This window comes from Pseudomonas sp. FW507-12TSA (genome assembly GCF_058781435.1).
The window spans coordinates 292,340-318,879 of the sequence record NZ_JBYSWT010000002.1; the positions used below are offsets into that span (position 1 = coordinate 292,340).

Annotated in this window: 26 protein-coding genes; 6 read left to right on the forward strand and 20 right to left on the reverse strand. The window is 62.6% G+C overall.

Annotation, left to right across the window (positions count from 1 at the left end):
• Positions 1-6 precede the first annotated feature (6 nt).
• Genes AC3WK8_RS03495 through AC3WK8_RS03505 form a run of 3 tightly spaced genes read right to left on the reverse strand, consistent with a single transcriptional unit; the run spans position 7 to position 2,952 of the window.
• Complete coding sequence (locus AC3WK8_RS03495) at positions 7-873, reverse strand: alpha/beta hydrolase (RefSeq protein ID WP_022640641.1); 867 nt, start codon at positions 871-873, stop codon at positions 7-9.
• Positions 870-2,264, reverse strand: a complete 1,395-nt coding sequence (locus tag AC3WK8_RS03500) for an aspartate aminotransferase family protein (protein WP_103323974.1) — start codon at positions 2,262-2,264, stop codon at positions 870-872. Before AC3WK8_RS03500 ends, AC3WK8_RS03495 begins: the two co-directional genes overlap by 4 nt.
• Positions 2,257-2,952 carry an HAD-IB family phosphatase gene (locus AC3WK8_RS03505; protein ID WP_022640639.1) on the reverse strand — a complete coding sequence of 232 codons (696 nt, stop codon included), beginning with the start codon at positions 2,950-2,952 and terminating at the stop codon, positions 2,257-2,259. The genes AC3WK8_RS03500 and AC3WK8_RS03505 overlap by 8 nt, the downstream gene beginning before the upstream one ends.
• A gap of 229 nt (positions 2,953-3,181) precedes the next feature.
• On the opposite strand from AC3WK8_RS03505, the gene AC3WK8_RS03510 reads away from it, so the two are divergent.
• Positions 3,182-3,952 carry a MipA/OmpV family protein gene (locus AC3WK8_RS03510; RefSeq protein WP_022640638.1) on the forward strand — a complete coding sequence of 257 codons (771 nt, stop codon included), beginning with the start codon at positions 3,182-3,184 and terminating at the stop codon, positions 3,950-3,952.
• A gap of 112 nt (positions 3,953-4,064) precedes the next feature.
• Complete coding sequence (locus tag AC3WK8_RS03515; protein ID WP_103323973.1) at positions 4,065-4,928, forward strand: fatty acid desaturase family protein; 864 nt, start codon at positions 4,065-4,067, stop codon at positions 4,926-4,928.
• A gap of 157 nt (positions 4,929-5,085) precedes the next feature.
• Here AC3WK8_RS03515 and AC3WK8_RS03520 read toward each other — a convergent pair whose 3' ends face one another.
• From AC3WK8_RS03520 to AC3WK8_RS03585, 14 genes are all read right to left on the reverse strand, one after another.
• Complete coding sequence (locus tag AC3WK8_RS03520; RefSeq protein WP_085595101.1) at positions 5,086-5,487, reverse strand: EamA family transporter; 402 nt, start codon at positions 5,485-5,487, stop codon at positions 5,086-5,088.
• Positions 5,488-5,518: 31 nt separating this feature from the next.
• On the reverse strand, positions 5,519-5,893 hold the full coding sequence (locus AC3WK8_RS03525; protein ID WP_022640635.1) for a DMT family transporter: 375 nt from the start codon (positions 5,891-5,893) through the stop codon (positions 5,519-5,521).
• Positions 5,890-6,810, reverse strand: coding sequence for an arginase family protein (locus tag AC3WK8_RS03530; RefSeq protein WP_103323972.1), 921 nt, complete (start codon positions 6,808-6,810; stop codon positions 5,890-5,892). Before AC3WK8_RS03530 ends, AC3WK8_RS03525 begins: the two co-directional genes overlap by 4 nt.
• A gap of 151 nt (positions 6,811-6,961) precedes the next feature.
• Positions 6,962-7,291 (reverse strand): GlpM family protein, encoded by a 330-nt coding sequence (locus AC3WK8_RS03535; RefSeq protein ID WP_177409099.1) that lies wholly within the window; start codon positions 7,289-7,291, stop codon positions 6,962-6,964.
• 27 nt (positions 7,292-7,318) lie between these two features.
• The gene (gene aauR, locus AC3WK8_RS03540; RefSeq protein WP_085595107.1) at positions 7,319-8,644 is read right to left on the reverse strand and encodes a two-component response regulator AauR; all 1,326 of its coding nucleotides are present in this window, start codon (positions 8,642-8,644) and stop codon (positions 7,319-7,321) included.
• A complete protein-coding gene (aauS, locus tag AC3WK8_RS03545) occupies positions 8,641-10,542 on the reverse strand; it encodes a two-component sensor histidine kinase AauS (RefSeq protein WP_103323971.1) in 1,902 nt (633 codons plus the stop codon). Before aauS ends, aauR begins: the two co-directional genes overlap by 4 nt.
• 178 nt (positions 10,543-10,720) lie before the next feature.
• A complete protein-coding gene (locus tag AC3WK8_RS03550) occupies positions 10,721-11,455 on the reverse strand; it encodes an amino acid ABC transporter ATP-binding protein (RefSeq protein ID WP_022640630.1) in 735 nt (244 codons plus the stop codon).
• Positions 11,452-12,123, reverse strand: coding sequence for an amino acid ABC transporter permease (locus AC3WK8_RS03555; RefSeq protein ID WP_022640629.1), 672 nt, complete (start codon positions 12,121-12,123; stop codon positions 11,452-11,454). The genes AC3WK8_RS03550 and AC3WK8_RS03555 overlap by 4 nt, the downstream gene beginning before the upstream one ends.
• Positions 12,123-12,869 carry an amino acid ABC transporter permease gene (locus AC3WK8_RS03560; protein ID WP_022640628.1) on the reverse strand — a complete coding sequence of 249 codons (747 nt, stop codon included), beginning with the start codon at positions 12,867-12,869 and terminating at the stop codon, positions 12,123-12,125. The genes AC3WK8_RS03555 and AC3WK8_RS03560 overlap by 1 nt, the downstream gene beginning before the upstream one ends.
• Before the next feature lie 194 nt (positions 12,870-13,063).
• A complete protein-coding gene (locus tag AC3WK8_RS03565) occupies positions 13,064-13,978 on the reverse strand; it encodes a glutamate/aspartate ABC transporter substrate-binding protein (protein ID WP_022640627.1) in 915 nt (304 codons plus the stop codon).
• 360 nt (positions 13,979-14,338) lie between these two features.
• Positions 14,339-15,877 (reverse strand): glycerol-3-phosphate dehydrogenase, encoded by a 1,539-nt coding sequence (gene glpD / locus AC3WK8_RS03570; protein ID WP_085595111.1) that lies wholly within the window; start codon positions 15,875-15,877, stop codon positions 14,339-14,341.
• 265 nt (positions 15,878-16,142) lie between these two features.
• The gene (locus tag AC3WK8_RS03575; RefSeq protein ID WP_103323970.1) at positions 16,143-16,898 is read right to left on the reverse strand and encodes a DeoR/GlpR family transcriptional regulator; all 756 of its coding nucleotides are present in this window, start codon (positions 16,896-16,898) and stop codon (positions 16,143-16,145) included.
• A gap of 221 nt (positions 16,899-17,119) precedes the next feature.
• Positions 17,120-18,625 carry a glycerol kinase GlpK gene (gene glpK, locus AC3WK8_RS03580; protein WP_022640625.1) on the reverse strand — a complete coding sequence of 502 codons (1,506 nt, stop codon included), beginning with the start codon at positions 18,623-18,625 and terminating at the stop codon, positions 17,120-17,122.
• Between the two features lie 76 nt (positions 18,626-18,701).
• A complete protein-coding gene (locus AC3WK8_RS03585; RefSeq protein ID WP_031320417.1) occupies positions 18,702-19,550 on the reverse strand; it encodes an MIP/aquaporin family protein in 849 nt (282 codons plus the stop codon).
• Positions 19,551-19,921: 371 nt separating this feature from the next.
• On the opposite strand from AC3WK8_RS03585, the gene ybaK reads away from it, so the two are divergent.
• On the forward strand, positions 19,922-20,392 hold the full coding sequence (ybaK, locus tag AC3WK8_RS03590; RefSeq protein WP_022640623.1) for a Cys-tRNA(Pro) deacylase: 471 nt from the start codon (positions 19,922-19,924) through the stop codon (positions 20,390-20,392).
• 58 nt (positions 20,393-20,450) lie between these two features.
• Here the strand turns inward: ybaK and AC3WK8_RS03595 are convergent, their stop codons facing one another.
• The gene (locus tag AC3WK8_RS03595; RefSeq protein ID WP_031320416.1) at positions 20,451-21,560 is read right to left on the reverse strand and encodes an ABC transporter ATP-binding protein; all 1,110 of its coding nucleotides are present in this window, start codon (positions 21,558-21,560) and stop codon (positions 20,451-20,453) included.
• Entirely contained in the window at positions 21,557-22,477 is a 921-nt protein-coding gene (gene argF, locus AC3WK8_RS03600) for an ornithine carbamoyltransferase (RefSeq protein WP_031320415.1), read from the reverse strand. Before argF ends, AC3WK8_RS03595 begins: the two co-directional genes overlap by 4 nt.
• A gap of 413 nt (positions 22,478-22,890) precedes the next feature.
• Here argF and plzR point away from each other — a divergent pair, with 413 nt between their 5' ends.
• From plzR to grxD, 3 genes are all read left to right on the forward strand, one after another.
• Positions 22,891-23,181, forward strand: coding sequence for a PlzR type 4 pili assembly inhibitor (plzR, locus tag AC3WK8_RS03605; protein ID WP_085595113.1), 291 nt, complete (start codon positions 22,891-22,893; stop codon positions 23,179-23,181).
• A 134-nt stretch (positions 23,182-23,315) separates the two neighbouring features.
• Entirely contained in the window at positions 23,316-25,424 is a 2,109-nt protein-coding gene (locus tag AC3WK8_RS03610) for a molybdopterin oxidoreductase family protein (protein ID WP_103323969.1), read from the forward strand.
• A gap of 96 nt (positions 25,425-25,520) precedes the next feature.
• On the forward strand, positions 25,521-25,862 hold the full coding sequence (gene grxD, locus AC3WK8_RS03615; RefSeq protein WP_022640619.1) for a Grx4 family monothiol glutaredoxin: 342 nt from the start codon (positions 25,521-25,523) through the stop codon (positions 25,860-25,862).
• 128 nt (positions 25,863-25,990) lie between these two features.
• On the opposite strand, the gene bfr is transcribed toward grxD, so the two are convergent.
• Positions 25,991-26,464 (reverse strand): bacterioferritin, encoded by a 474-nt coding sequence (bfr, locus tag AC3WK8_RS03620; RefSeq protein WP_022640618.1) that lies wholly within the window; start codon positions 26,462-26,464, stop codon positions 25,991-25,993.
• Positions 26,465-26,540 lie beyond the last annotated feature (76 nt).

Consider the following 26,540-nt stretch of genomic DNA (forward strand, 5'->3'; position numbering starts at 1 on the left):
CTTAAGTCACGCCAGCTGTCGATAGTCTTCGCGCAGGCTCGGGCTGGTCACCCGTTGCTGGATGAAGTCGGCGCTCAGCTCGATCACCCGCTGGTATTGCAGGTCCACGGTGATCATGTGGTAGCAGTTGTCCAGGAGGATCTTGGTCACCGGGCCGCCGAGCTTGCGCTCCACGTAGTCGGCATTCCAGGTACTGGTGATGTCGTCTTCGCTGGAGTGCAGGACCAGGGCCGGGGTCATGATCGACGGCATGCGTTTCTTGACCACGGCGTTCATCCGGTGCAACTCGCGCACCGTCACGCCCTCCATGGTCAGGAGTCCGGCATCGCTGCTGGCGCCGGCCTTCATCTGCTTCTCGACGATGGCCCGCAGGCGTTCGTTCTTGATGCCGTAGGGTGGTTTTTCCTCGAAGCGGCAGATATGCACGCCGAACGGGATCTTCATCAGCAGCGGGGTCAGGAACGCCAGCTTGTTGATGCTCCAGCCGTCGTACTTGAGGGTGGTGGAATACATCAGCAGGCCGCTGATCCGCCCCGGGTGCTCGGAGGCCAGGTACATCGACATCACCGCGCCCATGGACAGGCCGCCGACGAACACCTGCTCGTGGCGTTGCTGCATGGCGGCGAAGGTCTTGCGCACGCCTTGGTACCAGTCCTGCCAGCCCGTGGCCTGCAGGTCGCTGTTGTCCCCGCAGTGCCCGGGCAGGGTCGGTACGTACACGGTGCACGTACCGTCCTTGGCCAGGCCCTGGGCCACCCGACGGAGTTCCGTCGGGGTGCCGGTCAGGCCGTGGATCAACAAGATCCCGACCTGACCCGTGCCGAGAACGAAGCCGGCGTCGCCTTCGCCCAGATCGATCTCAGCCATGCTCATCGCTTCATGGCCCGATCCAGCAGGCGGTCCAGCAGGGCGATACCCAGGTCGATTTCCGCGTAGCTGATTTCCAGCGATGGTGCCAGGGTGATCACGTTCTTGTAGTAGCCGCCCACGTCGAGGATCAGGCCCAGGCGCTGGCCGTCGATCTCGATGTCGCCCTTCATGCCTTCCTCGACCATGTAGTCCAGGGTCGCCTTGTCCGGGGTGAAGCCGTCGGTGGTGCAGATCTCGCAGCGCAGGGCCAGGCCCAGGCCGTCGACGTCGCCGATGATCGGGTAGCGCTTCTGCAGGTCCTTGAGGCCTTCGAGGAAGTACTTGCCCTTCTCCATGACCATCGCGCCGTAGTCGATCTCGCTGGTCATCTTGAACATTTCCAGGCCCACGGCGGTGCCCAGCGGGTTGGAGGCGAAGGTGGAGTGGGTCGAGCCTGGCGGGAACACGCCCGGGTTGATCAGCTCTTCACGGGCCCAGATGCCGCCCAGCGGGTTGAGGCCGTTGGTCAATGCCTTGCCGAACACGATCACGTCAGGCTGGACGTCGAAGTGCTCGATCGACCACAGCTTGCCGGTACGGTAGAAGCCCATCTGGATTTCGTCGACCACCAGCAGGATGCCGTGCTGATCCAGTACTTGCTTGAGCTCGCGGTAGAAGTTCATCGGCGGGATCACGTAGCCGCCGGTGCCCTGGATCGGCTCGGCGTAGAATGCTGCGTATTCGCTCTGGCCGACCTTCGGGTCCCAGACCCCGTTGTATTCGGTTTCGAACAGACGGGCGAACTGCTTCACGCAGTGGCTGCCGTACTCTTCCTTGGTCATGCCTTTCGGGCCGCGGAAGTGGTACGGGAACGGAATGAACTGCGCACGCTCGCCGAAGTGGCCGTAGCGGCGGCGGTAGCGGTAGCTGGAGGTGATGGACGAGGCGCCCAGGGTACGACCGTGGTAGCCGCCTTCGAAGGCGAACATCAGGCTCTTGCCGTTGCTGGCGTTACGCACGACTTTCAGCGAGTCCTCGACGGACTGCGAACCACCGACGTTGAAGTGCACGCGACCGTCGAGGCCGAACTTCTTCTTGGCGTCGACCGCGATCATTTCCGACAGCTCGATCTTGCCTTTGTGCAGGTACTGGCTGGCGATCTGCGGCAGGGTGTCGATCTGCTGCTTCAGGGCGTTGTTCAGGCGCGGGTTGGCGTAGCCGAAGTTCACCGCCGAGTACCACATCTGCAGGTCGAGGTAGGCCTGGTCTTCGGTGTCCCAGACGTAGGAGCCTTCGCAGCGGCTGAAGATGCGCGGGGGTTCGATGTAGTGGACGGTATCGCCGTAGGAGCAGTACTTGGCTTCTTTTTCCAGAAGGACCTGGTCTTCTGCGGTAGCGATGCGGATATCAGACATGGTGGAAGAGTTCCTGGGTTTCAAGAGAGAAAGTGGTGGCGTTGGCGGCTTCGCGCGGCAGCTTGGCCAGCAGCGCCGGCAGTTCGGCGAAGGAGTCGAAGCGCGCGTAGGGAATGGCGTTGCGTTCGCAGTACTCGGCCAGGCGGCCCTTGGCGAAGACGAAGTCGGCGGTGGAGGCCACGCACATGTCGGACTGGCCGTCGCCGATCACCAGCACGCGTTTGCCGCGCGGGGTGGACTTGCACTTGCAGTTGCCGGAAGCGGCCCGGCAAGCGTCGCTGGAATAGGGGAAGTCGATGCGCCAGCTGTTGTGGTCGACCTGGCGCAGGCGGTTGGCGAGGATCGGCAGCAGGGTCACGTAGTTGCGCGCCAGGATGCGGGCGATGCCCTGTTCGATGCCGTCGCTGACCACTTCGATGGTGGCCCCCAGGCCGATCACATGGTCGACGAAGTCAGGGAAGTCGGGGTCGATCTCGACACTGTCGAAGTAGCCCAGCAATTCGGCGGGCGAGGCCTTGACCAGGGCCAGTTGGCGACTGAGGCATTCCCGGGAGCCGATATGACCGTCCAGCCACTCTTGCTCGATGGTTTCCCAGCTTGGGTCGGCGAAGCGTTGGAGGACGTTATCGATCACGTCGGCGCGGGAGATGGTCCCGTCGAAGTCACATACGATATGCCAGTGCATCATCTGCTGTTACCTGTTGAATAAGAGCGTTGTGTACGCTTGTGGCAGAGGTAGAGCAGGGACTGTGCCAAGTAGGGGAAACCCAGCGGGGCTGGGGCTTTGCTTGGAAGGGCAGGCGATTTGTAGCTTGGTAGCTACAATTTTTGTAGCTTGCTACAAACAACATCAGTGCTTGCGCTCGAGGCTGTCCGTGGTGATTGATGCGCGCATTTTCAGATAAGGAATTTCATTCATGCCAAGGTTCACCTTCCCCTCCCTCCTGGCCGGCCTGCTGTCGCTGGGCCTTGCCTGTAGCGCCTGGGGCGACTCCGGCATCACTGGCGAAGTGGGCCTGGGCATCGGCTACCAACCCCACGATCCTACGGCCAGCCGCTACGACACCACGCCCTTGCCCTACCTGGACCTGGACTGGGGCGATGTCAGCCTGAGCACCGACGACGGCCTGACCTGGGATGCCTTCAAGAGCAATGGCTGGAGTGCCGGGCCCTACATCAATTACCTGCAGGGGCGTAATGCCGACGGCTCGTTGCGCGGGTTGCGGGACGTGCCGGACATGGCTGACGTAGGTGGTTTCGTGCAGTACGCCCCGGATGATTTCTGGCGCGTGTTCGCCGCCGTGGGCCAGGCCGTGGGCGGTTCCGGTGGCCAGGGCGGCATGCTGGGCAAGGTGGGCGCCGAGATCGGCTACCCCTTGGGCATGGGCATCATCGGCAGCAACAACCTGACCCTGCACTTTGCCGATGCCCGGCAGAACCAGACCTTCTTCGGTGTCAGCACCAAGGAGTTCCTGGCCTCTGGCATCCAGCGCTATGACGCCGGCGGTGGCCTGCAGAACTTCACCCTGACCCAGAACATCCAGGTCCCGCTGGGGCGCAACTGGTCGCTGGTGGCCAGCGCCAGCTGGATCCGCCTGGTCAACTCGGCGGCCGACAGCACCATCGTGCGCGACAAGGGCCACGTCAACCAGGGACAAGTACAGACCGCCATCAGCTACCGTTTCTGAGGGCTTTGCGGCCTGGCGCCCGGGGCTGGACCAGCCATGGGCGCCGCCAGGAGGAAAACTGGTCTGGCCTTTGCAATGGGCGCCATGAATTCAATTTCTCAGGAAGTTCTTCATGGCCCGTCCTGCTTACCGTTTGCTCGCCTATTCACTCTGGGACCTGATCCCGATCGTCATGGCCCTGGCGCATTTCGCCTTCGTCCTGTGGCTGGTGCTGGATTTCCACGCGCTGTCCTGGTGGATCATCATCCCGGCCGCGCTGCTGTACGCCGTCAGCCTGTCGTGGAGTATCAACAGCATTTCCCACAACCAGATCCACAACGCCTACTTCACGCCCTCCTGGATGAACCGCGCCTTCGACCTGCTGCTGTCGGTGACCATCGGTTTTTCCCAGACCCTGTACCGCGACATCCATAACCGCCACCACCGGGGCAACTCCGACCTGCCGGACGCCAGTGGCAAGACCGTCGATCCGCTGTCGATCTACCTGCATGGCAAGAACGGCCAGCCGGACAACCCATGGGCCTATACCTTCCTCAGTTTCTTTCGCGATGATCCGAAGGAGATCTACCAGCAAATGCAGCGCAAGCGCCCGGACGATGCCCGCTGGGTGAAAGTGGAAATCGCCGTGACCGTGGTCTTCTACCTGGCCCTGGCACTCTTCGACTGGCACGCGGTGCTGGTGCTGTTGCCGTTCTGGTACCTGGGCCAGTCGCTGTCGTCGCTCAATGGCTACTACGAGCACCTGGGCGGCAATCCCGACCTGCCGATCGCCTGGGGCGTGAGTTCCTACAGCCCGCTGTACAACCTGATCTGGATGAACAACGGCTACCACGCCGAGCACCACTACCGGCCGAAGATGCACTGGACCAAGGTCAAGGCCTTCCATCGCCAGATTCGCGAGGAACAGCGTGCGGCGGGGGTGAAAGTGATCCCGGTGTCCCACGGACTGGGCTTTTTGGTTTCCCACCGCAAGTAACCTGTAGCTGCCGCCGAAGGCTGCGCACGACCGCGCAGCTGCCGCAGGAGGCTGAAGCCTGAAGGTCCTGATGACCTTGTCGCAGCCTGGCGGCAGCGGCTACACGAAGCCGATCCTGTACCGCTGCCGAAGGTTGCGCAGCGGGCGCAGGGTGTTTTCAGGCTTCCTCGCCTTCGGCCAGCAGGGCGATCCCGCCCATGATCACGAAGACCCCGAGCCAGTGCAGCGGGTTGATCTGCTCGCCCAGCATCAGCCACGAGCCCAGCAGCACCACCACATACACCAGGGCGCTCAGGGGAAAGGCCAGGGACAGGCTGCTGCGCCGCAGGATCAGCATCCAGACGAAGAATGCGCCGATGTAGCAGGCGATCGCCGTCAGCACCCCGGGATTGGCGACGACCGCCGCCAGCCATTGCAGGCTGAAATCCATCTGTCCCAGCTGGTCGCCACCGACCTTGGTGGCGATCTGGCCGGCCCCTTCGAAACTGATCAACAAGAACCACAGCAGCAGGGTACCCAGGCGGCCATGCAGCCAGTCGTTAGCTTGGTTCGAACTCATGAAGCGTTTCCTTGTATCGGTTGGACAGGGCTCAGGTACTGGCGAGGCAGACCAGCATCACGCCGGCGGTGATTACCAGGGTGCCGAGCCAGCGCCGGCGGCTGACGGTTTCCCCCAGCACCACCTTGCCCGCCAGCACCACTCCGCAATAACCCAGGGCCGCAGCCGGGAACAGCAGGCTCAGGGGGGCCCGGGACAGGGCCTCGAGCCAGACGAAAAACTCCACCACGTAGGCGCCTACCCCGCACCACAGCAGCGGAGCGTTGAACACCTGGCCCCAGAAGGCGTTCAGGCGAAAGCCCCCCTCCAGCTCCGGCAAGCGGTCCAGGCCCAGCTTGAAACACAACTGGCCGATCACATCCAGGAGGATGGAAAAGGCCACCAGCAACACGACGGTCAAAGTCATGGGAACAGCTCCTCGAACAGCGAAATCAGGGCTTCATTGGTCACCGAGTTGCGCAACAGATCCTCCTGGCTCCAGCGTTCGGGCGGTGGCTGGTCGGACTTGGCCTCCCAGCGCTTGAAGGCATTGCTGAAGGCCGGTTGGGCGAATTCGCCGCAAACATCGATACCCAGTATCCGTTTGCGCGCGGCCAGGGCGCGGATGGCTTGCAGCAGGTGTTCCAGGCGCATGCCGCCCTGGTCCCAGTTGGTGGCGGCGTCCTCGCTGGCCAGCACGTCCTTGTCGATGGTGATCCAGACCGCCGCGGTGGGCAGGCTGGCGATCATGCTGTCGAGGAAGTCCGTCCAGTCCTGCTGGGCCAGGTTGCGCCAGTGCAGGTGCTGGTCTTGCTGCTGGTGCCCGGCGCCATCGCCGACCCGGCCCCAGACCCGGGAGGGTTCGTGCTGCCAGGGGAACAATTGCAACTTGCCGTGCTTCAAGGCGCCGAGGTTGCCGCCGCGCAGTTGCGGGTTGTGCAGGTCTTCGCTGCAGGGCCCCAGGGTGACGATGCGCTGGATATTGGGCAGTTGCAGCGCCCGGTTGACCCAGGATCCGCAATGCCGGCGCGGGGCCAGGCGCACCCAGTCCGGATGGTTGTCGAAGTGGATCAGGCTCACCGGCTCCGGCAGGTTGCGCAAGAAGGCCGGGGTCAGGTGGTGATAGTCGCCGGAGCCGACGAAGAAGATTTCCGGCTGTGGGCCGCTACGCCGGGGCCGCCGTTCGAGGCGCTCGATGAATTGGCGATAGGTGCGCTCGGTGGACCAGAGCCGCAGCCTGGGGCCCAGGTCCAGCAGGTCGATGCGTTGCGCCTGGCCACTTTGCAGGCGCCGGATGATGGGCTCCTGGGCGGTCAGGCTGTGGTCGAGATCTAGAATGTTCAAGGTGTACTTTACCCATGGCAGCGCCCCCCGGAAAACTGCGTGGTCAGGCTAAAACGCAGGCCGGGTGGGCTTTGCCGGGTAAATGCAAGGGTCGGGCCAGGCTTGTCTGGCCGAGCCGGTCGGGGCGGCTGGGTCTTCGGCCTGGCAGGCCTCAGGCGTGGACCCGGACCCAGACGCCGACCAGGATGCTGGCGGCCATCAGCCAGGCCACCGCGGCCACCGCCAGGGAGGCCTCCAGGCGCAGGCGGTCGACCATCAAGTACAGGGTCGCCAGGTAGACGAAGTAGGGAATGATCGACCACATGCCGAACAGGATGGTGGTCTTCAGGTCGTCCAGCGAACGTCCTTTGCCGACGATGTAGTGGGCGATCAGGGCGAAGGTCGGGAACAGCGGTACCAGCCCGGCGATGTAGTAGTTCCGGGTCTTGGCCAGGGCTGCGAGAATCACCACTACAGCCGCGCCCAGCGCGGCTTTCAACAACAGATCCATGGATAGGGCGCCTTGGGGTCAGTGGCTCAGGCCGTACTTCTTGACCTTGTCGAACAGCGTGGTCTTGGCCATGCCCAGCTCCTGGCTGGCCTGGCTGAGGTTACCGCCGCTGCGTTGCAAGGCATCGTTCAACAGGTTGCGCTCGAAGGCTTCCACCGCCTCGGCGAAGCCCAGGCCCTGGCCGCTGCCACTGCCGGCTTTCTTGAAGGCCGGCAGGCCCAGGGCGAAGCGCTCGGCGACGTTGCGCAATTCGCGCACGTTGCCCGGCCAGTCGTGGCTCATCAGGTTCGACAGGGTCTGGTTGTCCAGCTCCGGCGCCACGCGGTCGAAGCGCAGGGACGACTGCTGCAGGAAGTGCTCGAACAGTTGCAGGATGTCTTCGCGCCGCTCGCGCAGGGGCGGCAGCTCCAGGGTCACCACGTTGAGGCGGTAGTACAGGTCGCTGCGAAACTCCTTGGCCTGGCTCAACTGGTTGAGGTCCGACTTGGTGGCGGCGATCACCCGGCAGTCCACGGCCACGCTCTGGTTCGAGCCCAGGCGCTCCAGGGTACGCTCCTGCAGCACCCGCAACAGCTTGATCTGCAAGTTGATGGGCATGCTTTCCACTTCATCGAGGAACAGCGTGCCCTGGTGAGCGTGCTCGATCTTGCCGATGCGCCGCTTGCCGGCACCGGTGAAGGCGTTTGCCTCGTGGCCGAAGATTTCGCTCTCGAACAGGTTTTCCGGCAGGCCGCCGCAGTTCAAGGCGACGAACTGTTGCTGGTGGCGCCGACTGAAGTCGTGCAGGCATCGGGCGACCAGTTCCTTGCCGGTGCCGGTCTCGCCTTCGATCAGCACGTTGGCCGAGGTATCGGCGACGTTGGCGATCAATTCCCGCAGGTTCTGCATCGCCGGCGAGCGGCCGATGATTCGCCCCTCCAGGGAGCTGCGTTCGGCCAGCTGGCGCCGTAGTGAACTCACTTCACGGGCCAGGCCACGTTGTTCCAGGGCGCGGCGAGCCACTTCCACCAGGCGCTCGGGGGAAAAGGGCTTTTCCATGAAGTCGTAGGCGCCGTTCTGCATCGCCCCCACCGCCATGGAGATGTCGCCATGGCCGGTGATCAAGACCACCGGCAGGCTGCGATCGCGAGCCTTGAGGCGGGTCAGCAGTTCCAGGCCGTCGATGCCCGGCAGGCGGATGTCGCTGACCACGATGCCGGGAAAGTTGTCCCCGACCTGGGCCAGGGCATCTTCGGCGCTGCCCACGCCGATGCAGGGAATGTCTTCCAGGGCCAGGGCCTGTTGGCAACCCAGCAGGACATGGGGGTCGTCTTCGACGATCAGCACGGTCAGCTCGTGGTTCATATCGGCTCGGCTCGATTAGGGCTTGCCAGGGGCAAGCTGAGGACAAAGGCGGTGCCGCCGCTTGCCGGATGTTCCACCCCCAGGCTGCCGCCGGTGGCGGCGGCGAGGCTGGCGGACAGGGTCAGGCCCAGTCCCAGCCCTTGTTCGCCGGGTTTGGTGGTGAAGAAGGGTTCGAACAGATGCTTGCGTGTCTCGGGGTCGATGCCATGGCCATTGTCCCGTACCCGCAGGCGGTACTTGCCGTCGGCGGATTCGCCTTCGAGCCAGAGCTGCGGCGCCGGCTGTGCCTGCATGGCATCCAGGGCGTTGCCTATGAGGTTGACCAGGATCTGCTCCAGGCGTGTCTGGTCGATCTGCAGGGTCTGCTCGGCGAAGTCGCGATGCAGTTGCAGGGGCAGCGGTTCCAGGCGCGCGCCGAGGACTTGCAAGGCGGCGTCCACCGCCTTGCCCAGGCTGGCCTGGCCCTGGTCGTCGCCACGACGGGCGAAGGAGCGCAGGCTGGCGGTGATGCGGCCCATGCGATCGATCAGTTCATTGATGGTCTTGAGGTTGGCGCTGGCGGTATCCAGAGCGCCGCGCTCGAGGAAGCGCACGGTGTTGCCCGATAGCGTGCGCAGCGCTGCCAGCGGCTGGTTGAGTTCGTGGGCGATGCTGGTGGACATCTGGCCGATGGCTGCCAGCTTGCCGGCCTGGACCAGCTCATCCTGGGCCCGGCGCAGGGTCTCCTCGGCTTGGCGGCGCTCACGGATCTGCGCCTTGAGCCGTTCGTTGCTGGCGCGCAGGTCGGCGGTGCGCTCGGTGATCCGTCGTTCGAGCTGGCTGTTGGCTTCCTGCAAGGCCTCGCGGGCGGCCAGGCGGGTGGCGATGACCTTGCGCCGTTCGTTCCAGGCGATCATCAGGAAAGCCACCAGGGCGAAGGCCACGGCCACCAGGATGCCCTGGTTGATGGCTTCGCGGCGCAGGTCCTGCAAGGGCGTCAGCAGGGTGAAGTTCCACGGGGTGTCGCTCAGGGGCCGAGTCTGGGACAGGTAGCTGATGGGCTGTTCTTCGTCCGCCAGCTCGGTATTGGCGGGGAAGGTGAGTTTCTCCACGCCCTCGTCCAGGCGCTCGCGGGCCAGGGGTTCCAGTTCGTTGAGCGGGAACCAGTAGTACTGCAGGCTGCGGGCCAGGCGTTCCTTGGTGTCGTCGCTCAGGGGGCGGACCGACTTGAGGCGGCGGCTCGGATCGCTGGAGAGGATGATGATGCCGTTCTCGTCGCTGACGAAGGCTTCCATGCGCGCCCGTTGCCAGCGTTCCTCCAGGGCTTCGAGGCGGACCTTGACCACCGCCACGCCGATGATCTTGCCTTGCTCCTCCAGGCCGTGGGCCAGGTAGTAGCCGGGCTCGCCACTGGTGCTGCCGATGCCGTAGAAGCGCCCGGGGTAACCGCGCACGGCGTTCTGGTAGTAGGCCCGGAACGACAGGTCTTCGCCCAGGTAGCTGTCGACATCGCGCCAGTTGCTGGTGGCCAGTACCCGGCCGGTGGTGTCCATGACATAGATGGCCCGGCTGCGGCTGCGCCGGTTCAAGCCTTCGAGGTACTGGTTGACCGCCTGGCGGTGCTCCGGCGAAGGGTCGGCCAGCAATTGCGAGACACTGGATTCCAGCTCCAGCAGGCTGGGCAGGTAGGTGTACTTGCTGATCTCGCTCTCTACGGCGCGGGCATGCAGCTCCAGTTGGCGCGCGCCGTTTTCACCCAGGGTGCGGATGCCGTTGTGCTCGCTGATCCAGAATCCGGCGTAGCCCAGGGCGGCCATCAGGGCGATGACCAAAGGCGGCAGCAACAGATGACGGATCAGACGGGGTTTCACGGCGAGTGATGGCGGCGTGGCGCGATAGAGAGTGGGGTCGCATTTCATCACAGATGCCTTGGGTCAACCAGCATGGCGACAGGGCGCACTCGCGCTCGGCCCGGGGGGCCGTCGTAGAGCGCTGGGTGCGTTGTGCCAGGCAAGATCCGTTCGCAGGTTGGGGGTCGCCAGGCGACCCCGTGGGAGCAGGCTCCCTTGCCACGAGGGCGGGCGGAACGCCGCCGTATCAGTGCTGCAGGATCTTCTCGAGGAAGTGCTGCGCACGTTCGGAGCGGGCGTTGATATCGCCGAAGAACTCTTCCTTCTGGCAGTCCTCGATGATCTGGCCCTTGTCCATGAAGATCACTCGGTTCGCTACCTTGCGGGCAAAGCCCATTTCGTGGGTGACGCACATCATGGTCATGCCTTCGTTGGCCAGTTGCACCATCACATCCAGCACTTCGTTGACCATTTCCGGGTCCAGGGCCGAGGTCGGTTCGTCGAACAGCATGACGATCGGGTCCATGGCCAGGGCGCGGGCGATGGCCACACGTTGTTGCTGGCCGCCGGAAAGCTGACCCGGATGCTTGTGGGCGTGGGCAGCCAGGCCCACCCGCTCGAGCAATTGCAGGCCTTTCTTGGTGGCCTCTTCCTTGCTGCGGCCCAGGACCTTGATCTGGGCGATGGTCAGGTTCTCGGTGATGCTCAGGTGCGGGAACAGTTCGAAGTGCTGGAACACCATGCCCACCCGCGAGCGCAGCTTGGGCAGGTCGGTCTTGGGATCGGCGATGGAGGTGCCGTCGACCACGATGTCGCCCTTCTGGAAAGGCTCCAGGGCATTGACGCACTTGATCAGGGTCGACTTGCCCGAACCGGACGGCCCGCAGACCACCACCACCTCACCTTTCTTGACCTCGGTGCTGCAGTCGGTCAGTACCTGGAAGTCCCCATACCACTTGTTGACGTTTTTGATAGAGATCATACGGCGAACCTTTTTTGCAGACGCTTGACCAGCAGCGAGGCGGCGAAGCTGATTGTGAAATACACCAGACCGGCGAAGATCAGGAATTCATTGGAGCGGCCGATGATGTCGCCGCTGGAGCGCGAGGCGTTGAGGAAGTCCACCAGGCCCACGGTGTACACCAGGGAGGTGTCCTGGAACAGGATGATGCTCTGCTGCAGCAGCAGCGGGGTCATCTTGCGGAACGCCTGGGGCAGGATGATCAGGCGCATGGTCTGGCCGTAGGTCATGCCCAGGGCCTGGGCGGCGCCCATCTGGCCCTTGGGAATCGACTGCACGCCGGCCCGGACGATTTCGCAGAAGTACGCCGCTTCGAACATCATGAAGGCCACGATGCACGAGGTGAACGCGCCGATCGGGGTGTCTTCGCCGGTGATCCAGCGCAGCACGAAAGGCACCGCCAGGTAGAACCAGGTGATCACCAGCAGCAGCGGGATCGAGCGGAAGTAGTTGACGTAGGCGCCGGCGATGTTCGCCAGCAGTTTGTTGTGGGACAGGCGCATCAGGGCCAGCAGGGTGCCGAGGATGATCCCCCCGACCACGCCCAGGACCATCAGCTTGAGGGTCATCAGCATGCCGTTCCACAGGCCGGGAATGGCCGGGACGATGCCCGAGAAGTCGAATTCCATTATTTACCTCCCACGGAGATCAAGCCGGGGACCGAGACTTTCTTCTCCACCAGGCGCATCAGCAGCATCAGGCTCATGTTCAGGGTGAAGTAGATCAGGGTGGCCAGGGTGAAGGCTTCGAACAGGTTGGCCGAGAACTCGGCGGTCTGCTTGGTCTGGGCCAACAGCTCCATCAGGCCGATCAGCGAGGCCACGGAAGAGTTCTTGAAGACGTTGAGGAATTCCGAGGTGAGCGGCGGAATGATGATCCGATAGGCCTGGGGCAGCAGCACGTTCCAGTAGATCTGCGGCAGCTTGAAGCCCAGGGCGCGAGCGGCGGACTCCTGGCCGCGGGGCAGGGCCTGGATACCGGTGCGTACTTGTTCGCAGACCCGGGCGGCGGTGAACAGGCCCAGGCAGACGACGACGCTCAGGTAGGCCGAGGTGGTCGGGTTGAGATCCTGCTTGTACCAGTCCTGCAGGTTCTGCGGCAGCAGGTCGGGCACCAGGAAGTACCAGATGAACAGCTGCACCAACAGGGGCACGTTGCGGAAGATCTCCACGTAGACGGTGGCGATGCCCGACACCAGGCGGTTCGGCACGGTACGCATGACCCCCAGGATCGATCCCAGTATCAATGCGATGATCCAGGCCACCACGGCGATGGCGATGGTCCAGCCCAGTCCGGAGATGAACCAGTCGAGATAGGTCTCGCTGCCCACGCCGGTGGACTTGAAGAACACGCCCCAGTCCCAGTTGTAATTCATTGGGGTTACCCCTCAGATCGTTCGATGTACTACAAGCACCCGCCTGGGGAGATCCGTTCCCTTCTGGCCTGGACGGCCAGGCACGCGCTATCGGCTCGACAACCACCGGTGCGAGTGTTTCCAGAATGTGCCAGCAGGTAGTGACAGGCTCCTGAAGAGGCCAGGGCCCCCTCAGGAGTAAGGTTAGTCAGGAATCAGGACTTTTTGTCGTCAGCCGCTTTGTCGGTCGGATTGGCGATCAGGGCCTTGAGCTCGTCGCTCATCGGGAACATCAGGTTCAGGCCTTTTGGCGGGATCGGCGATTGGAACCACTTGTCGTAGATCTTGTTGATTTCGCCCGATTTGTAGGTAGCGACGATGGCGTCGTCCACGGCTTTCTTGAAGGGAGCATCACCCTTGCGGACCATGCAGCCGTAGATTTCGTAGGACTGGGGGGTACCGGTCACGGCCCAGTCGGTAGGCTTCTTGGCCTTGGCCATCTCACCGGCCAGCAGGGCGTCGTCCATCATGAAGGCGACGGCACGGCCCGATTCCAGCATCTGGAACGACTCGCCGTGGTCCTTGGCGGAGATCACGTTCATGCCCATCTGCTTGTCGGCGTTCATGGCCTTGAGGATACGCTCGGAGGTGGTACCGGCGGTGGTTACCACGTTCTTGCCCTTCAGATCAGCGAAGTCCTTGTAGGTGGAGTCCTTCTTGGACAGCAGGCGGGTACCGATCTCGAAGATGCCGACCGAGAAGTCGACCTGTTGCTGGCGCTCGACGTTGTTGGTAGTGGAGCCGCACTCGACGTCCACGGTGCCGTTCTGTACCAGCGGGATACGGGTCTGGGAGGTGACCAGGTTGTACTTGACCTTGAGGTCAGGCATGTCGAGGTCTTTCTTGAGCGCTTCGACGATCTTCAGCTGGATGTCGTGGGAGTAGCCGACCGGTACGCCGGAAGCGTCAGCGATATAGGAAAACGGAATGGAAGCGTCGCGATGTCCGAGGGTGATGGTGCCGGACTCTTTGATTTTCTTCAGTGTGCCGGTGAGCTCGGCAGCGAGAACTGGAGTGCTAATCAGAGCTGCAGCGATAGCTGCGCCCAACAGCTGGGGAACGATGCGCATCAGTATTTCCTCGACATTTGTTTTTTTTATGAAGCCAGTTCGACGGCTCTTTTATACAGCGAATGCCTTGACGGCTCCTGTTGTGTTGGCACGACAGGCATTCGTCGAACAGTGTAGAGCATGAGTCGTGCCAGACCAGTAGATAACGATCAACTATTTGATTTTAAAGGGAATTAAATATTCATGACGAAACCCGCCTAGCCAGGCTATCCGGTTAACCGAACCACCCTGCAAGCAGCGTTCGGAAAACCGAACGTTCGGCATCGGCTCTCTTGAGCTCTTCGGTGCCGCGGATGTCCGCTGTACAGGTACAAAAAAGCCCCTGGACCACAAGGTGCAGGGGCTGGTTGGGCTAGAGATTCAAGCTGCCTTGATCTTGCCGCGATTGTGCTCGACTTTTTCCAGGTATTCCCGCAGTTGCTGCTGTTCCTGTTCGGTGGTGAACAGCCCCAGCTTGCTGCGGCGCCAGAGGATGTCCTCGGCCTTGAGCGCCCATTCCTCGCTGCACAGGTAGTCCACTTCGCGGCTGTAGAGGCCGCCGCCCAGGTGTTCGCCCATGTCGCCCAGGTCTTGCACGCCTTCCAGCAGGCGCCAGGTGCGGCTGCCGTAGGTGGTGGCCCAGCGCCGTGCAATCTGGCTGGGCACCCAGTCGTATTGGCTGCGGATGGCTTCGGCCAGGGCTTGCGGCGTGCTCATGTCCTCGCCGCCGGGCAGGCTGGCCTGGGCCGTCCAGCTTGGCTTGGCGTGCTTGAAGTAAGGGGCCAGCTGGGCCATGGCCGATTCCGCCAGCTTGCGGTAGGTGGTCAGCTTGCCGCCGAACACCGACAGCAAGGGCGCCTCGTCACCATTGCCGGACAGGGCCAGGGTGTAGTCACGGGTGACCGCCGACGGGTTGTCGGACTCGTCGTTGCACAGCGGACGAACCCCGGAATAAGTGTGCAGGATGTCGTCGCGGCTCAGTTGTTTCTTGAAGTGGGCGTTGACCACTTGCAGCAGGTAGTCGGTTTCCCCCTCGGTGATCGCCACCTTGGCCGGATCGCCGGTGTATTCGCGGTCGGTGGTGCCGATCAGGGTGAACTGGTCGAGGTAGGGAATGGTGAAGACGATGCGCTGGTCCTCGTTCTGCAGGATATGCGCGTGCTCGCCTTCGTACAGCTTGGGCACGATCAGGTGGCTGCCCTGGATCAGGCGGATGCCGTAGGGCGATTCCAGCTTCAGGTCGTCCTTGATGAACTTGGCGACCCAAGGGCCGGCGGCATTCACCAAGGCCTTGGCGGTGATGGAGAACAGGCTGCCGTCGGCACGCTCCAGGTCCAGTTGCCACAGGCCCTTGCTACGACGGGCGCTGACGCAGCGGGTCTGGGTATGCACGTGGGCGCCATGTTCACGGGCGGACATGGCGTTGAGCACCACCAGGCGGGCGTCGTCGACCCAGCAGTCGGAATACTCGAAGCCCCGGGTGATCTGCGCTTGCAGTGCGCTGTCGGCACCGAACTTCAGGCCGCGCGAGCCGGCGAGCTTCTCGCGCTTGCCCAGGTGATCGTAGAGGAACAGGCCGGCGCGGATCATCCAGGCCGGGCGCAGGTGAGGGCGGTGCGGCAGGACGAAGCGCATCGGCTTGACGATGTGCGGGGCCTTGGCCAGCAACACCTCGCGTTCGGCCAGGGCCTCGCGCACCAGGCGGAATTCGTAGTGCTCCAGGTAGCGCAGGCCACCGTGGATCAGCTTGCTGCTGGCGGAGGAGGTGTGGCTGGCCAGGTCGTCCTTTTCACAAAGGAACACGGACAGGCCGCGACCCGCCGCATCCGCGGCAATTCCAACACCATTGATCCCACCGCCAATGACGGCGATATCGTAAACCTCGGAGAGAGGGCGCGCGGGCAAGGTAGAAGTGGGCATCAGCAAGCCTCGTGTTGCTTTGATATTTGAATTCGAACATTAATGTTCATTTTCGAAAATATTAGCGGATAAGGAACGGTACATCCAGCGTGTTTCGATTGAAAAAACTGATCGGAAAACCGCTAAAGGAAAGTTTTCGAACATTACCGAGAGGTAACTGTAGCTGCTGTGCCGGCGGGCGGCGGGCACGCAGGCGCGACGATACCCAGCCAGGTGGCGGGATATCGTTCGAATGCGCGAGCGGTGCAGGGAGGGGGAGGCGGTCTCAGACCACTTCGAGGCGGATCTTGTGCTGGTTGAGCAGTTGGGTCAGGGCCGGCACCGGTTGCTGGTCGGTCACCAGGCAATCGATCAGGCTGATCGGGCCCAGGCGGATCATCGCGTTGCGGCCGAACTTGCTGGAGTCGGCGGCCAGGATCACTTGCCGGGCGTTGGCGATGATCGCCTGGGAGACCCGCACTTCCTGGTAGTCGAAGTCCAGCAGGCTGCCGTCTTCGTCGATGCCGCTGATGCCCACCAGGGCGAAATCCACCTTGAACTGGTTGATGAAGTCGACGCTGGCCTGGCCCACCACGCCGCCGTCGCGCCGGACATTGCCGCCGGTCAGCAGCACGTCGAAATCATCCTTGGCACTGAGCATCGAGGCCACGTGCAGGTTGTTGGTGATGATCTTCAGGTGGCTGTGGTTGAGCAGGGCGCGGGCGATGGATTCGGTAGTGGTGCCGATGTTGATGAACAGCGAGGCATGGTCGGGGATCTGGGTGGCAACGGCTTCGCCGATGCGTTGTTTCTCATCGCGCATCTGGTCGGCGCGCATGGCGTAGGCGGTGTTTTCTACGCTGGAGTCATAGGCCGCGCCACCGTGGTAGCGACGCAACAGGTTGGCTTCCGCCAGCTGGTTGATATCGCGGCGGATGGTCTGCGGGGTGACGACGAACAGCTGGGCCAATTCCTCGATGCTGACGTAGCCACGCTCGCGGACCAGATCGAGGATTTGCTGCTGACGGGGAGGCAGATTCATGGGGCTTCCTTTGGGCTGCCGTGCAAAATTTGCCCATGATGCCGCAGGAATCCGCTCCCTACCAGTTGCCAGGCCGGGTGACGGCGAGTGCCGTGCCTCGAAAACCGGTCCGCACACCTCACCTGCGGCAGGTGGTGGATGCGGCTATGCCGGTTCGTTGCGCAGCCCCGCAGGTCATGGGGGCTGCCCAGGTTGCCTGGAGATGGAGTCCAGGATCTGGCTTATTTGGCCTCGTCGTGGGGTTCCCAGTCGCGGGTGCGGCTGACGGCTTTCTTCCAGCCCGCATACAGCTCTTCTTTTTCCGCTTCGGCCAGTTGTGGTTCGAACTCGCGCTCGATCACGGCCTTGCCGCGCAGTTCTTCCAGGCTGCCCCAGAAACCGCATGCCAGGCCTGCCAGGTAGGCGGCGCCCAGGGCGGTGGTTTCACGCATTTGCGGACGCTCCACCTGGGTGCCGAGAATGTCGGCCTGGAACTGCATGAGGAAGTTGTTGGCCACGGCGCCGCCGTCCACGCGCAGGGCCTTGAGGCGTTCGCCGGAGTCCTGTTGCATGGCGTCGAGTACATCGCGGGTCTGGTAGGCGATGGATTCCAGGGCGGCGCGGATGATGTGGTCCACGCGCACGCCACGGGTCAGGCCGAACAGCGCGCCACGGGCGTAGGGGTCCCAGTAGGGCGCGCCCAGGCCAGTGAAGGCCGGTACCAGGTACACGCCGTTGCTGTCCTTGACCTTGCCGGCGAAGTATTCGGTGTCGTGGGCGTCGTTGATGATCTTCAGCTCGTCACGCAGCCATTGCACGGTGGAGCCGCCGTTGAATACCGCGCCTTCCAGGGCATAGGCCACTTCGCCGCGTGGGCCGCAGGCGATGGTGGTGAGCATGCCGTGCTGGGACTTCACCGCCTTGTCGCCGGTGTTCATCAGCAGGAAGCAGCCGGTGCCGTAGGTGTTCTTGGCTTGGCCCGGCTCGACGCACATCTGGCCGAACAGCGCCGCTTGCTGGTCGCCGGCGATACCGCCGATGGCGATGCCGCTCTTGGTACGGCCGTAGATTTCCGAGGAGGACTTAACTTCCGGCAGCATCTCGCGCGGGATGTCCAGCACTTCCAGCATCTTCGCGTCCCACTCCAGGGTATGGATGTTGAAGAGCATGGTGCGCGAGGCGTTGGTGTAGTCGGTGACGTGGGTCTTGCCGCCGGTGAATTTCCAGATCAGCCAGCTATCGATGGTGCCGAACAGCAGTTCGCCGTTGCGGGCCCGCTCGCGGCTGCCTTCGACGTTATCGAGGATCCACTTGAGCTTGGTGCCGGAGAAGTAGGGGTCGGTGACCAGGCCGGTGGTCTCGCGGATATAGTCTTCCAGGCCGTCACGCTTGAGTTGCTGGCAGATCTCGGTGCTGCGTCGGCATTGCCAGACGATGGCGTTGTAGACCGGGCGGCCGGTGTTCTTGTCCCAGACCACGGTGGTTTCACGCTGGTTGGTGATACCGATGGCAGCCACCTGGTCATGGTGCAGGCCGGCTTGTGCCAGGGCCTCGACCATCACCGCGCTCTGGGTGGCGAAGATTTCCATGGGGTCATGCTCGACCCAGCCGGCTTGTGGGTAGTGCTGGGCGAACTCGCGCTGGGCGGTGCAGACCACGTTGGCGTCGCGATCGAAAATGATGGCTCGGGAGCTGGTCGTACCCTGATCGAGGGCAATGATGTAGTTCTTATTCTGAATGTCGGTCATGTCGATTGCCTTGGACGAAATAAGGGAGTGGAAACAGGCGCGGGATCGATTCGGGCAGGATCCCGCGCCAGCGGATTCAGGAAGCCTTGACCTTGCCGTCAGCGGCTGGTTCGGTTTGCGCAGCCGGCGCGGCATCGGGCAGGTGGCGGGCAATCAGGCCGCGATAGGCTGCTGCGCCGAGGCAGGCACCCAGGATCGGGGCGAAGATTGGCACCAGGAAATACGGGATATCACGGCCACCGGTGAAGGAGATTTCACCCCAGCCGGTGAAGAACGTCATCAGTTTAGGACCAAAGTCCCGCGCCGGGTTCATCGCAAAGCCGGTCAGCGGGCCCATGGCGCTGCCGATCACGGCGATCAATAGGCCGATCAGCAGCGGTGCCATGGGGCCGCGCGGCAGGCCGTTGTTGTCGTCGGTCAGGGACATGATCACGCCCATCAGGATCGCGGTGATCACCACTTCCACCAGGAAGGCCTGGGCGGTGCTCAGGGCCGGATTGGGGAAGGTGGAGAACACTGAGGCCAGTTCCAGGCTCGCCTGGGAACCACGGACCATCTGGTGGGCTTGTTCGAAATCGAAGAACAGGTTGCTGTACAGCGTGTAAACCAACAGGGCGGCGCAGAAGGCGCCAGCGACCTGGGCCAGGATATAGAACGGCAGTTTGCGCTTTTCAAAGTCGGCGAACAGGCATAGGGCGATGCTCACGGCGGGGTTCAGGTGTGCGCCGGAAACACCGGCGGTCAGGTAGATCGCCATGCTCACGCCGATCCCCCAGATGATGCTGATTTCCCACAGGCCGAAGCTGGCGCCCGCGACCTTGAGCGCGGCGACGCAACCGGTACCGAAGAAGATCAATAGCGCAGTACCCAGGAACTCGGCGATGCACTGGCCCGATAGCGATGGTTGTTGCAGAGCAGTTGTCATTGTGAACCTCGGTTTTTGTTGTTGTCTGGCGCTGCTGCAAAAGGCATGGAGCGCGACTTCCAACGACGACGGAATCCCCATTCCGGCCTCGTCTTGCTACTGGGTGCCAACTTGGATCTACCGCATGATATTCAGAAACGAAAAAATATAGACAAGAAACACCGCTGTCAAAGGTCGAAAGTGAACGAGTGGTCATTTTATAGATATCAGTCAAATGAATGCTTTTCGGGGGTTGTGCCAAGACTGACAGCGATGGTCGCGCGGTCGTGGTGGGGCGTTGGTTTTCAAGGCTCGGAATAGAGCCTTTTGTCGACGAATAACCTAAAATCCGGGTGCTTTGTTTTGCCTTTCATCATTGCCCTGGAGCTGCCATGACCCCTGCACTGGACCTGCTGAAAAAAGTTCGCGCCGAACATCGCATCCACAGTTATGAACACGATCCCAAGGCGGCCTCCTACGGCCTGGAAGCGGCGGAGAAACTCAGCCTGGACCCGGCACAGGTGTTCAAGACCTTGCTGGCCAGTAGCGAAAAGGGCGAGTTGCTGGTAGCGGTGGTGCCGGTCGTGGGCAGTCTCGACCTGAAGGCCCTGGCCCATGCGGCGGGGGTGAAGAAAGCCGAGATGGCCGATCCGGCCGCTGCCCAGCGTGCCACCGGCTATTTGCTGGGGGGGATCAGCCCGCTGGGGCAGAAGAAGCGCTTGCGTACCTTCATCGACAACAGCGCACAGCCCTTTGCCAGTATCTTCGTCAGTGCCGGTCGTCGTGGTCTGGAGGTGGAGTTGTCGGCAGCGGTGCTGGCCGAGCATACCCAGGCCAAGTTCGCCGATATCGGGCGAGACTGAACCGGGAGACGTGAATGCAAGGTCGGCTGCCGTGTTGTGCGGCAGCCGGCTTTTTGCGTCAGTGGGCGTTGCTGTAGCGGCGCACGCCCGAATCGTTTGCAGCGATCTGTGCGGCGGTGCTGCCCGAGGCCTGGAACAGCACCAGGTGTTCGGCGGCCACGCGGATGCCTACATCGGCTCCGACCTGGTGGTCGGCGTGGCTCGGGAAGATCGACTCCAGCTGGCTGCCGGTGGGCAGTTGCAGGCGATAGAGGGTCGAGGCGCCGAGGAAGGTCTTGCCCACTACCCGGGCCTTGAGGGTGCTGTCCGGTGCGTGGACGATGTCGTCCGGGCGCAGCAGCACGTCCACCGCGCCGCCGGTCGGCCAGGTGTAGGCACGGTTGCCCTGCAGCATTCCCAGTTCGGTCTGCACCGACTCCGGGCTGCTCAACTGGCCACGAATGAAATAGCCCTGGCCGATGAAGCTGGCGACGTAAGGAGTCTGTGGCTCGTGGTAGAGGTTGTAGGGTGTGTCCCACTGCTCCAGTCGGCCTTCCTTGAATACCCCTACCTGGTCGCTCACGGCGAACGCTTCTTCCTGGTCGTGGGTAACCAGGATGGCGCTGGTGCCGCGGGTCTTGAGGATATCGCGCACCTCATGACTGAGCTTGCGACGCAGTTCGCCATCGAGGTTGGAGAAGGGTTCGTCGAGCAGCAGCAACTGCGGTTCGGGAGCCAGGGCGCGGGCCAGGGCCACCCGCTGTTGCTGGCCGCCGGACAGCTCGTGGGGGAAGCGCTGGCCCAGTTGCTTGAGGTTGACCAGTTCCAACAGTTCGGCGACTACCCGGTCCTTCTGCGGATGCTTGCGGATGCCGAAGGCGATGTTGTCCGCCACCGATAGGTGCGGAAACAGCGCGTAGTCCTGGAACACCATGCCGATCCGGCGTTTTTCCGGGGCCAGGGTGAAGCCAGCGCTGGAAATGGTTTCCCCGGCCAGCTGGATTTCCCCTTCGTGCACCGGTTCGAAGCCGGCGATGGCCCGCAGGGTGGTGGTCTTGCCGCAACCGGAGGAGCCCAGCAGGCAGCCGATGTCACCGGCGTTGAGGTGCAGGTTGAGATTCTGCACCACGCGCTGGTCCTGGTAGCCGCAAGCCAGGTTGCGCAGGTTCAGTAGCAATGGTTGGCTCATGCGTGGTGGTACGCCGGCTCGACGAGGAACTCGAGCAGGGCCTTTTGTGCGTGGAGGCGGTTTTCCGCCTGGTCCCAAGCCACCGAACGTGGATCGTCCAGCAGGTCGAGGCTGATTTCTTCGCCGCGGTGGGCGGGCAGGCAGTGCATGAACACCACATCCGGTGCTGCCAGGTCGAGCAGGGCCCGGTTGACCTGGAACGGGGCGAACAGCTCGAGGCGCTTGGCGGTTTCCTCTTCCTGGCCCATGGAGGTCCAGACGTCGGTGCTCACCAGATGGGCGCCCTGTACCGCTTCCCGAGGGTCGCGGACGATGGTCACGCGCTCGCCGGCCTGGGCGACGAACCTTGGGTTGGGTTCATAACCTTCCGGGCAGGCGATGCGCAGTTGGAAGTCGAACTGGATGGCCGCTTCTATATAGCTGTTGCACATGTTGTTGCCGTCGCCGATCCAGGCCACGGTCTTGCCCTGGATCGAGCCGCGATGCTCGAGGAAGGTCTGCATGTCGGCCAGCAGTTGGCAGGGATGCAGGTCATCGGACAGGCCGTTGATCACCGGGACGCGGGAGTTGGCCGCGAACTCGGTCAGGGTGCTGTGGGCGAAGGTGCGGATCATCACGGCGTCGAGCATGCGCGACATGACGATGGCGCAATCGCTGATGGGTTCGCCGCGTCCCAGTTGGGTATCGCGTGGCGACAGGAAGATCGCCTGGCCGCCCAGTTGGATCATGCCGGCTTCGAAGGACAGGCGGGTACGGGTCGAGGACTTTTCGAAGATCATGCCCAGCACACGATTCTTCAAGGGCTCGAAGAGTACGCCGCGGTTACGCAGGTCCTTCAGCTCGACGCCTCGACGGATCACACTGACCAGCTCATCGGGCGTGCAATCCATCAGGGAGAGAAAGTGCCTTGCGCTCATCATTAACTACCTTTTTGCCACGGACCGCAGATTCTCTAGGCCTTGTTTTATCGAACAATAGGCTGGACCTGCGGCGGAAGCCGCACGGGGCGACGAAATGGGGAAGGCGCGATCTTATAATTAAATGTCGCGTATTACCAATAGTGCTACGGCGATCAAGGGTGTTCACAGGAGCCGGGACGCGAACGCGTCGGCATTTTCAAGATCAGTTTCCAGGCAGCAGCCGGGCATTTGTACACTGCCCCGGCACGGCTTGGCAATCGAAGGGACGCTGCCCGCGGGGCCGGGGTCGCTTTCTGACCCATGGGCCGGGGATCTGCCGGCCAGGTGAGCCTCGGTCGCCAACCTGAAACATTTCCTAATGCAAAGTGCTGGGGTTATAAAGGCGGATCAGCAGCCGGGAAGCGTGTGCGATGGAGTCCAGGGAGCAACAACTTATGACGCTGTTGGGGCTCACGGCCCGGGCCCTTACCGACATGACGGCCTCGGTGACCACATTTTCCTTCGAACTGCTGCGCAGCGATGACCAGGTGACCCGGGACGCGGCGCGCAAGATGATCGATCGGATGATGACCCTCAGTGCCGGCCTCGATGAACATTGGCGCCTGCTTGCCCAGTTGTCGGGCACTTATCCCGGACAAGGACCAGCGGAATCGAGAGTGCCGGTGTCCATGGACAGCCTGCCCAGGCTGCCGCCCAACTGAGGGTGGCGAGCATGTCCCGGGTTGATGGTCGTGGATTCATGGGACGAACATCCCTGGCGTGCCTGGTGGACTGACGCCATAGTCCTGGCTTCCGATGCCTGATCGCAGGTGTCGTCGAACAATAGAGACTGGCCATGACCAAGACTCTCCATCACCGTGCCTGCCACCTGTGCGAAGCCATCTGCGGCCTGACCCTGGAAATCACCGAAGAGCCGGGAAGCGGCCCGCGGATCACCTCGATCAAGGGCGACCCCCAGGACAGCTTCAGCCGTGGCCATATCTGCCCCAAGGCCGTGGCCCTGCAAGACATCCAGGATGATCCGGATCGCCTGCGCCATCCGGTGCGGCGGGTCGGCAATGAATGGCAGCCGATCGAATGGGATGAGGCCTTCGCCCTGGTGGCCGAGCGCCTGGCGGATATCCAGCAGCGCCATGGCAAGGATGCGGTGGCCACCTACCAGGGCAATCCCAGCGTGCATAACTATGGGCTGATGACCCATAGCAACTACTTCCTCGGCCAGCTCAAGAGCCGCAACCGTTTCTCCGCCACTTCGGTGGACCAGTTGCCCCAGCACCTGGCCAGCTACTTGATGTATGGCCACGGCCTGCTGTTGCCGATTCCCGATATCGATCACACCGACTTCATGCTGATTCTCGGCGGCAATCCCCTGGCTTCCAATGGCAGCATCATGACCGTGCCCGACGTGGAGAAGCGCCTGAAGGCGATCCAGGCCCGGGGCGGCAAGGTGGTGGTGATCGATCCACGGCGCAGCGAGACGGCGGCGATGGCCGACCAGCATCTGTTCATTCGCCCCGGGGGCGACGTGGCCTTGCTGTTCGGCCTGCTGAACAGCATTTTCTTGGACGGCCCGATGCGCGACAGTCATCTGCAGGTGGATGGATTGGCGCAGGTGCGGGAGGCGATTTCCCCTTTCACCCCGGAGGCCATGAGCCCGTTGTGCGCGATCCCGGCGCCGCAGATCCGCCAGTTGGCCAGGGAGTTCGCCAGTGCCGACAGGGCGGTCTGCTATGGACGCATGGGCGTCTCGACCCAGGCCTTCGGCACGCTGTGCCATTGGTTGCTGCAATTGCTCAACCTGGTCACCGGCAACCTCGACCGGGTGGGCGGCGCGCTGTGTACCGAGCCGGCACTGGACCTGGTGGCGGCGACCTCGGGCGGTCACTTCAATGCCTGGCAGAGCCGGGTATCCGGACTTCCCGAATACGGCGGCGAGCTGCCGGTATCAGCCTTGGCCGAAGAGATGCTCACCGAGGGCGAGGGACAGGTCCGGGCCCTGGTCACGGTGGCGGGCAACCCGGTGCTGTCCACGCCCAATGGCCGACGCCTGGAGCAGGCCCTGGACGGCCTGGAGTTCATGGTCAGCATCGATCTGTACATCAACGAAACCACCCGTTATGCGGACCTGATCCTGCCGTCCACTTCGGCGCTGGAGAATGACCACTACGACACCACGTTCAACATGTTCGCGGTGCGTAACGTCAGTCGTTTCAACCGGGCGATATTGCCCAAGCCCGAGGGGGCTTTGCACGATTGGGAAATCTTCGTCGGCCTGGCCAAGGCGTTCGCCGCGAGAACCGGCAACAGCCTCAAGCCGACCATGGCTCCGGCGCAGATGATCGACCTGGGGTTGCGTGCCGGACCTTATGGCGACGGTGCGCCGCTCAAGCTATCCCTGGCCACCCTGGACCTGCATCCCCACGGCATCGACCTGGGGCCATTGCAGCCGAACCTGGCGCAACGCCTGAAGACCGAGAACCGACGGATCCAGGCAGCGCCAGCGGCGATCATGGCAGACCTGCAACGTTTTGCCGCACAGCCTGTACCGCAGGTGGATGAGCTGCTGCTGATCGGGCGGCGGCATGTGCGCAGCAACAATTCCTGGATGCACAATTATCATCGCCTAGTCAAAGGCAAGCCGCGCCATCAATTGCTGATGCATCCGCAAGACTTGACCCAGCGTGGCTTGCGCGATGGCCAGCGAGTACGCATCAGTTCCCGGGTTGGCACGGTGGAGGTCGAGGTACTGGCCAGCGCCGATATGATGCCGGGAGTCGTGAGCCTGCCCCACGGCTGGGGGCACGCCCGCCCGGGTGTGCAGATGGAGATCGCCAGCGGACAACCAGGCTGCAGCGCCAATGACTTGACCGATGAGCGCCATCTGGATGCATTGTCGGGGAATGCGGCGCTCAATGGCGTGCCGGTCAAGGTAGTGGCGGCCTGAGATGTCTGTCGGAGAGGCCAAGCAGCGCGCTCAGGATTCCGTTACAATGCGCCACCGTGCCGACAACAGAGTCGGAAAGTTCAGCCGAGGTGTTCCATGGATATCATCGAAACTATTAAAGAGCAGATTGCCAACAACACCATTCTGCTTTACATGAAAGGCTCGCCGAATGCCCCACAGTGTGGCTTCTCCGCGAAAGCCGCGCAGGCCGTGATGGGTTGTGGCGAGAAGTTCGCTTACGTGGACATCCTGCAGAACCCGGAAATTCGCGCCAACCTGCCCAAGTACGCCAACTGGCCAACCTTCCCGCAACTGTGGGTCGATGGTGAGCTGGTCGGTGGCAGCGACATCATGGCGGAGATGTTCGCCAACGGTGAGCTGCAGACCCTGATCAAGGCCGCTGCCGAGAAAGCAGCCGCAGCCAAGACTGAAGCCTGATCCAGGTTGCCTTGCAGGAGCGAGAGCACTCGCTCCTGCGCATTGCGTGAATATATCCACGTAATGCAAAAAGCCCCGCTTCTGGAAAGAAGCGGGGCTTTTTATTGTCGGGAGTATTACGAGTTAAGTTACTCGTCACCCATTTGCGATTGCAGATAGTTCTCGATACCAACTTTATCGATCAGGCCTAGTTGAGTTTCCAGCCAGTCGATATGTTCTTCTTCGGATTCGAGAATATCTTCCAGCAGTTCACGGCTGCCGAAGTCGCCGGCCGATTCACAGTGGGCGATCGCTGCCTTGAGGTCGGCATGGCCGGTACGCTCGATGCGCAGGTCGCACTCGAGCATTTCCTTGGTGTGTTCGCCGATGTGCAGCTTGCCCAGGTCCTGGACGTTGGGCAGGCCTTCGAGGAAGAGGATGCGCTTGATCAGCTTGTCCGCATGCTTCATCTCGTCGATGGACTCGTGGTACTCGTGCTTGCCCAGCTTGTTCAGGCCCCAATCTTCATACATGCGGGCATGCAGGAAGTACTGATTGATCGCGACCAGTTCATTGGCAAGGATTTTATTGAGATGCTGGATGACTGTAATGTCGCCTTTCATGATGGGGTCCTGCCCTTTAATTAGTTGAACATGGGCAGAGTCTGAGCCGCATATAGATTACTGTCAAACCTAAGTT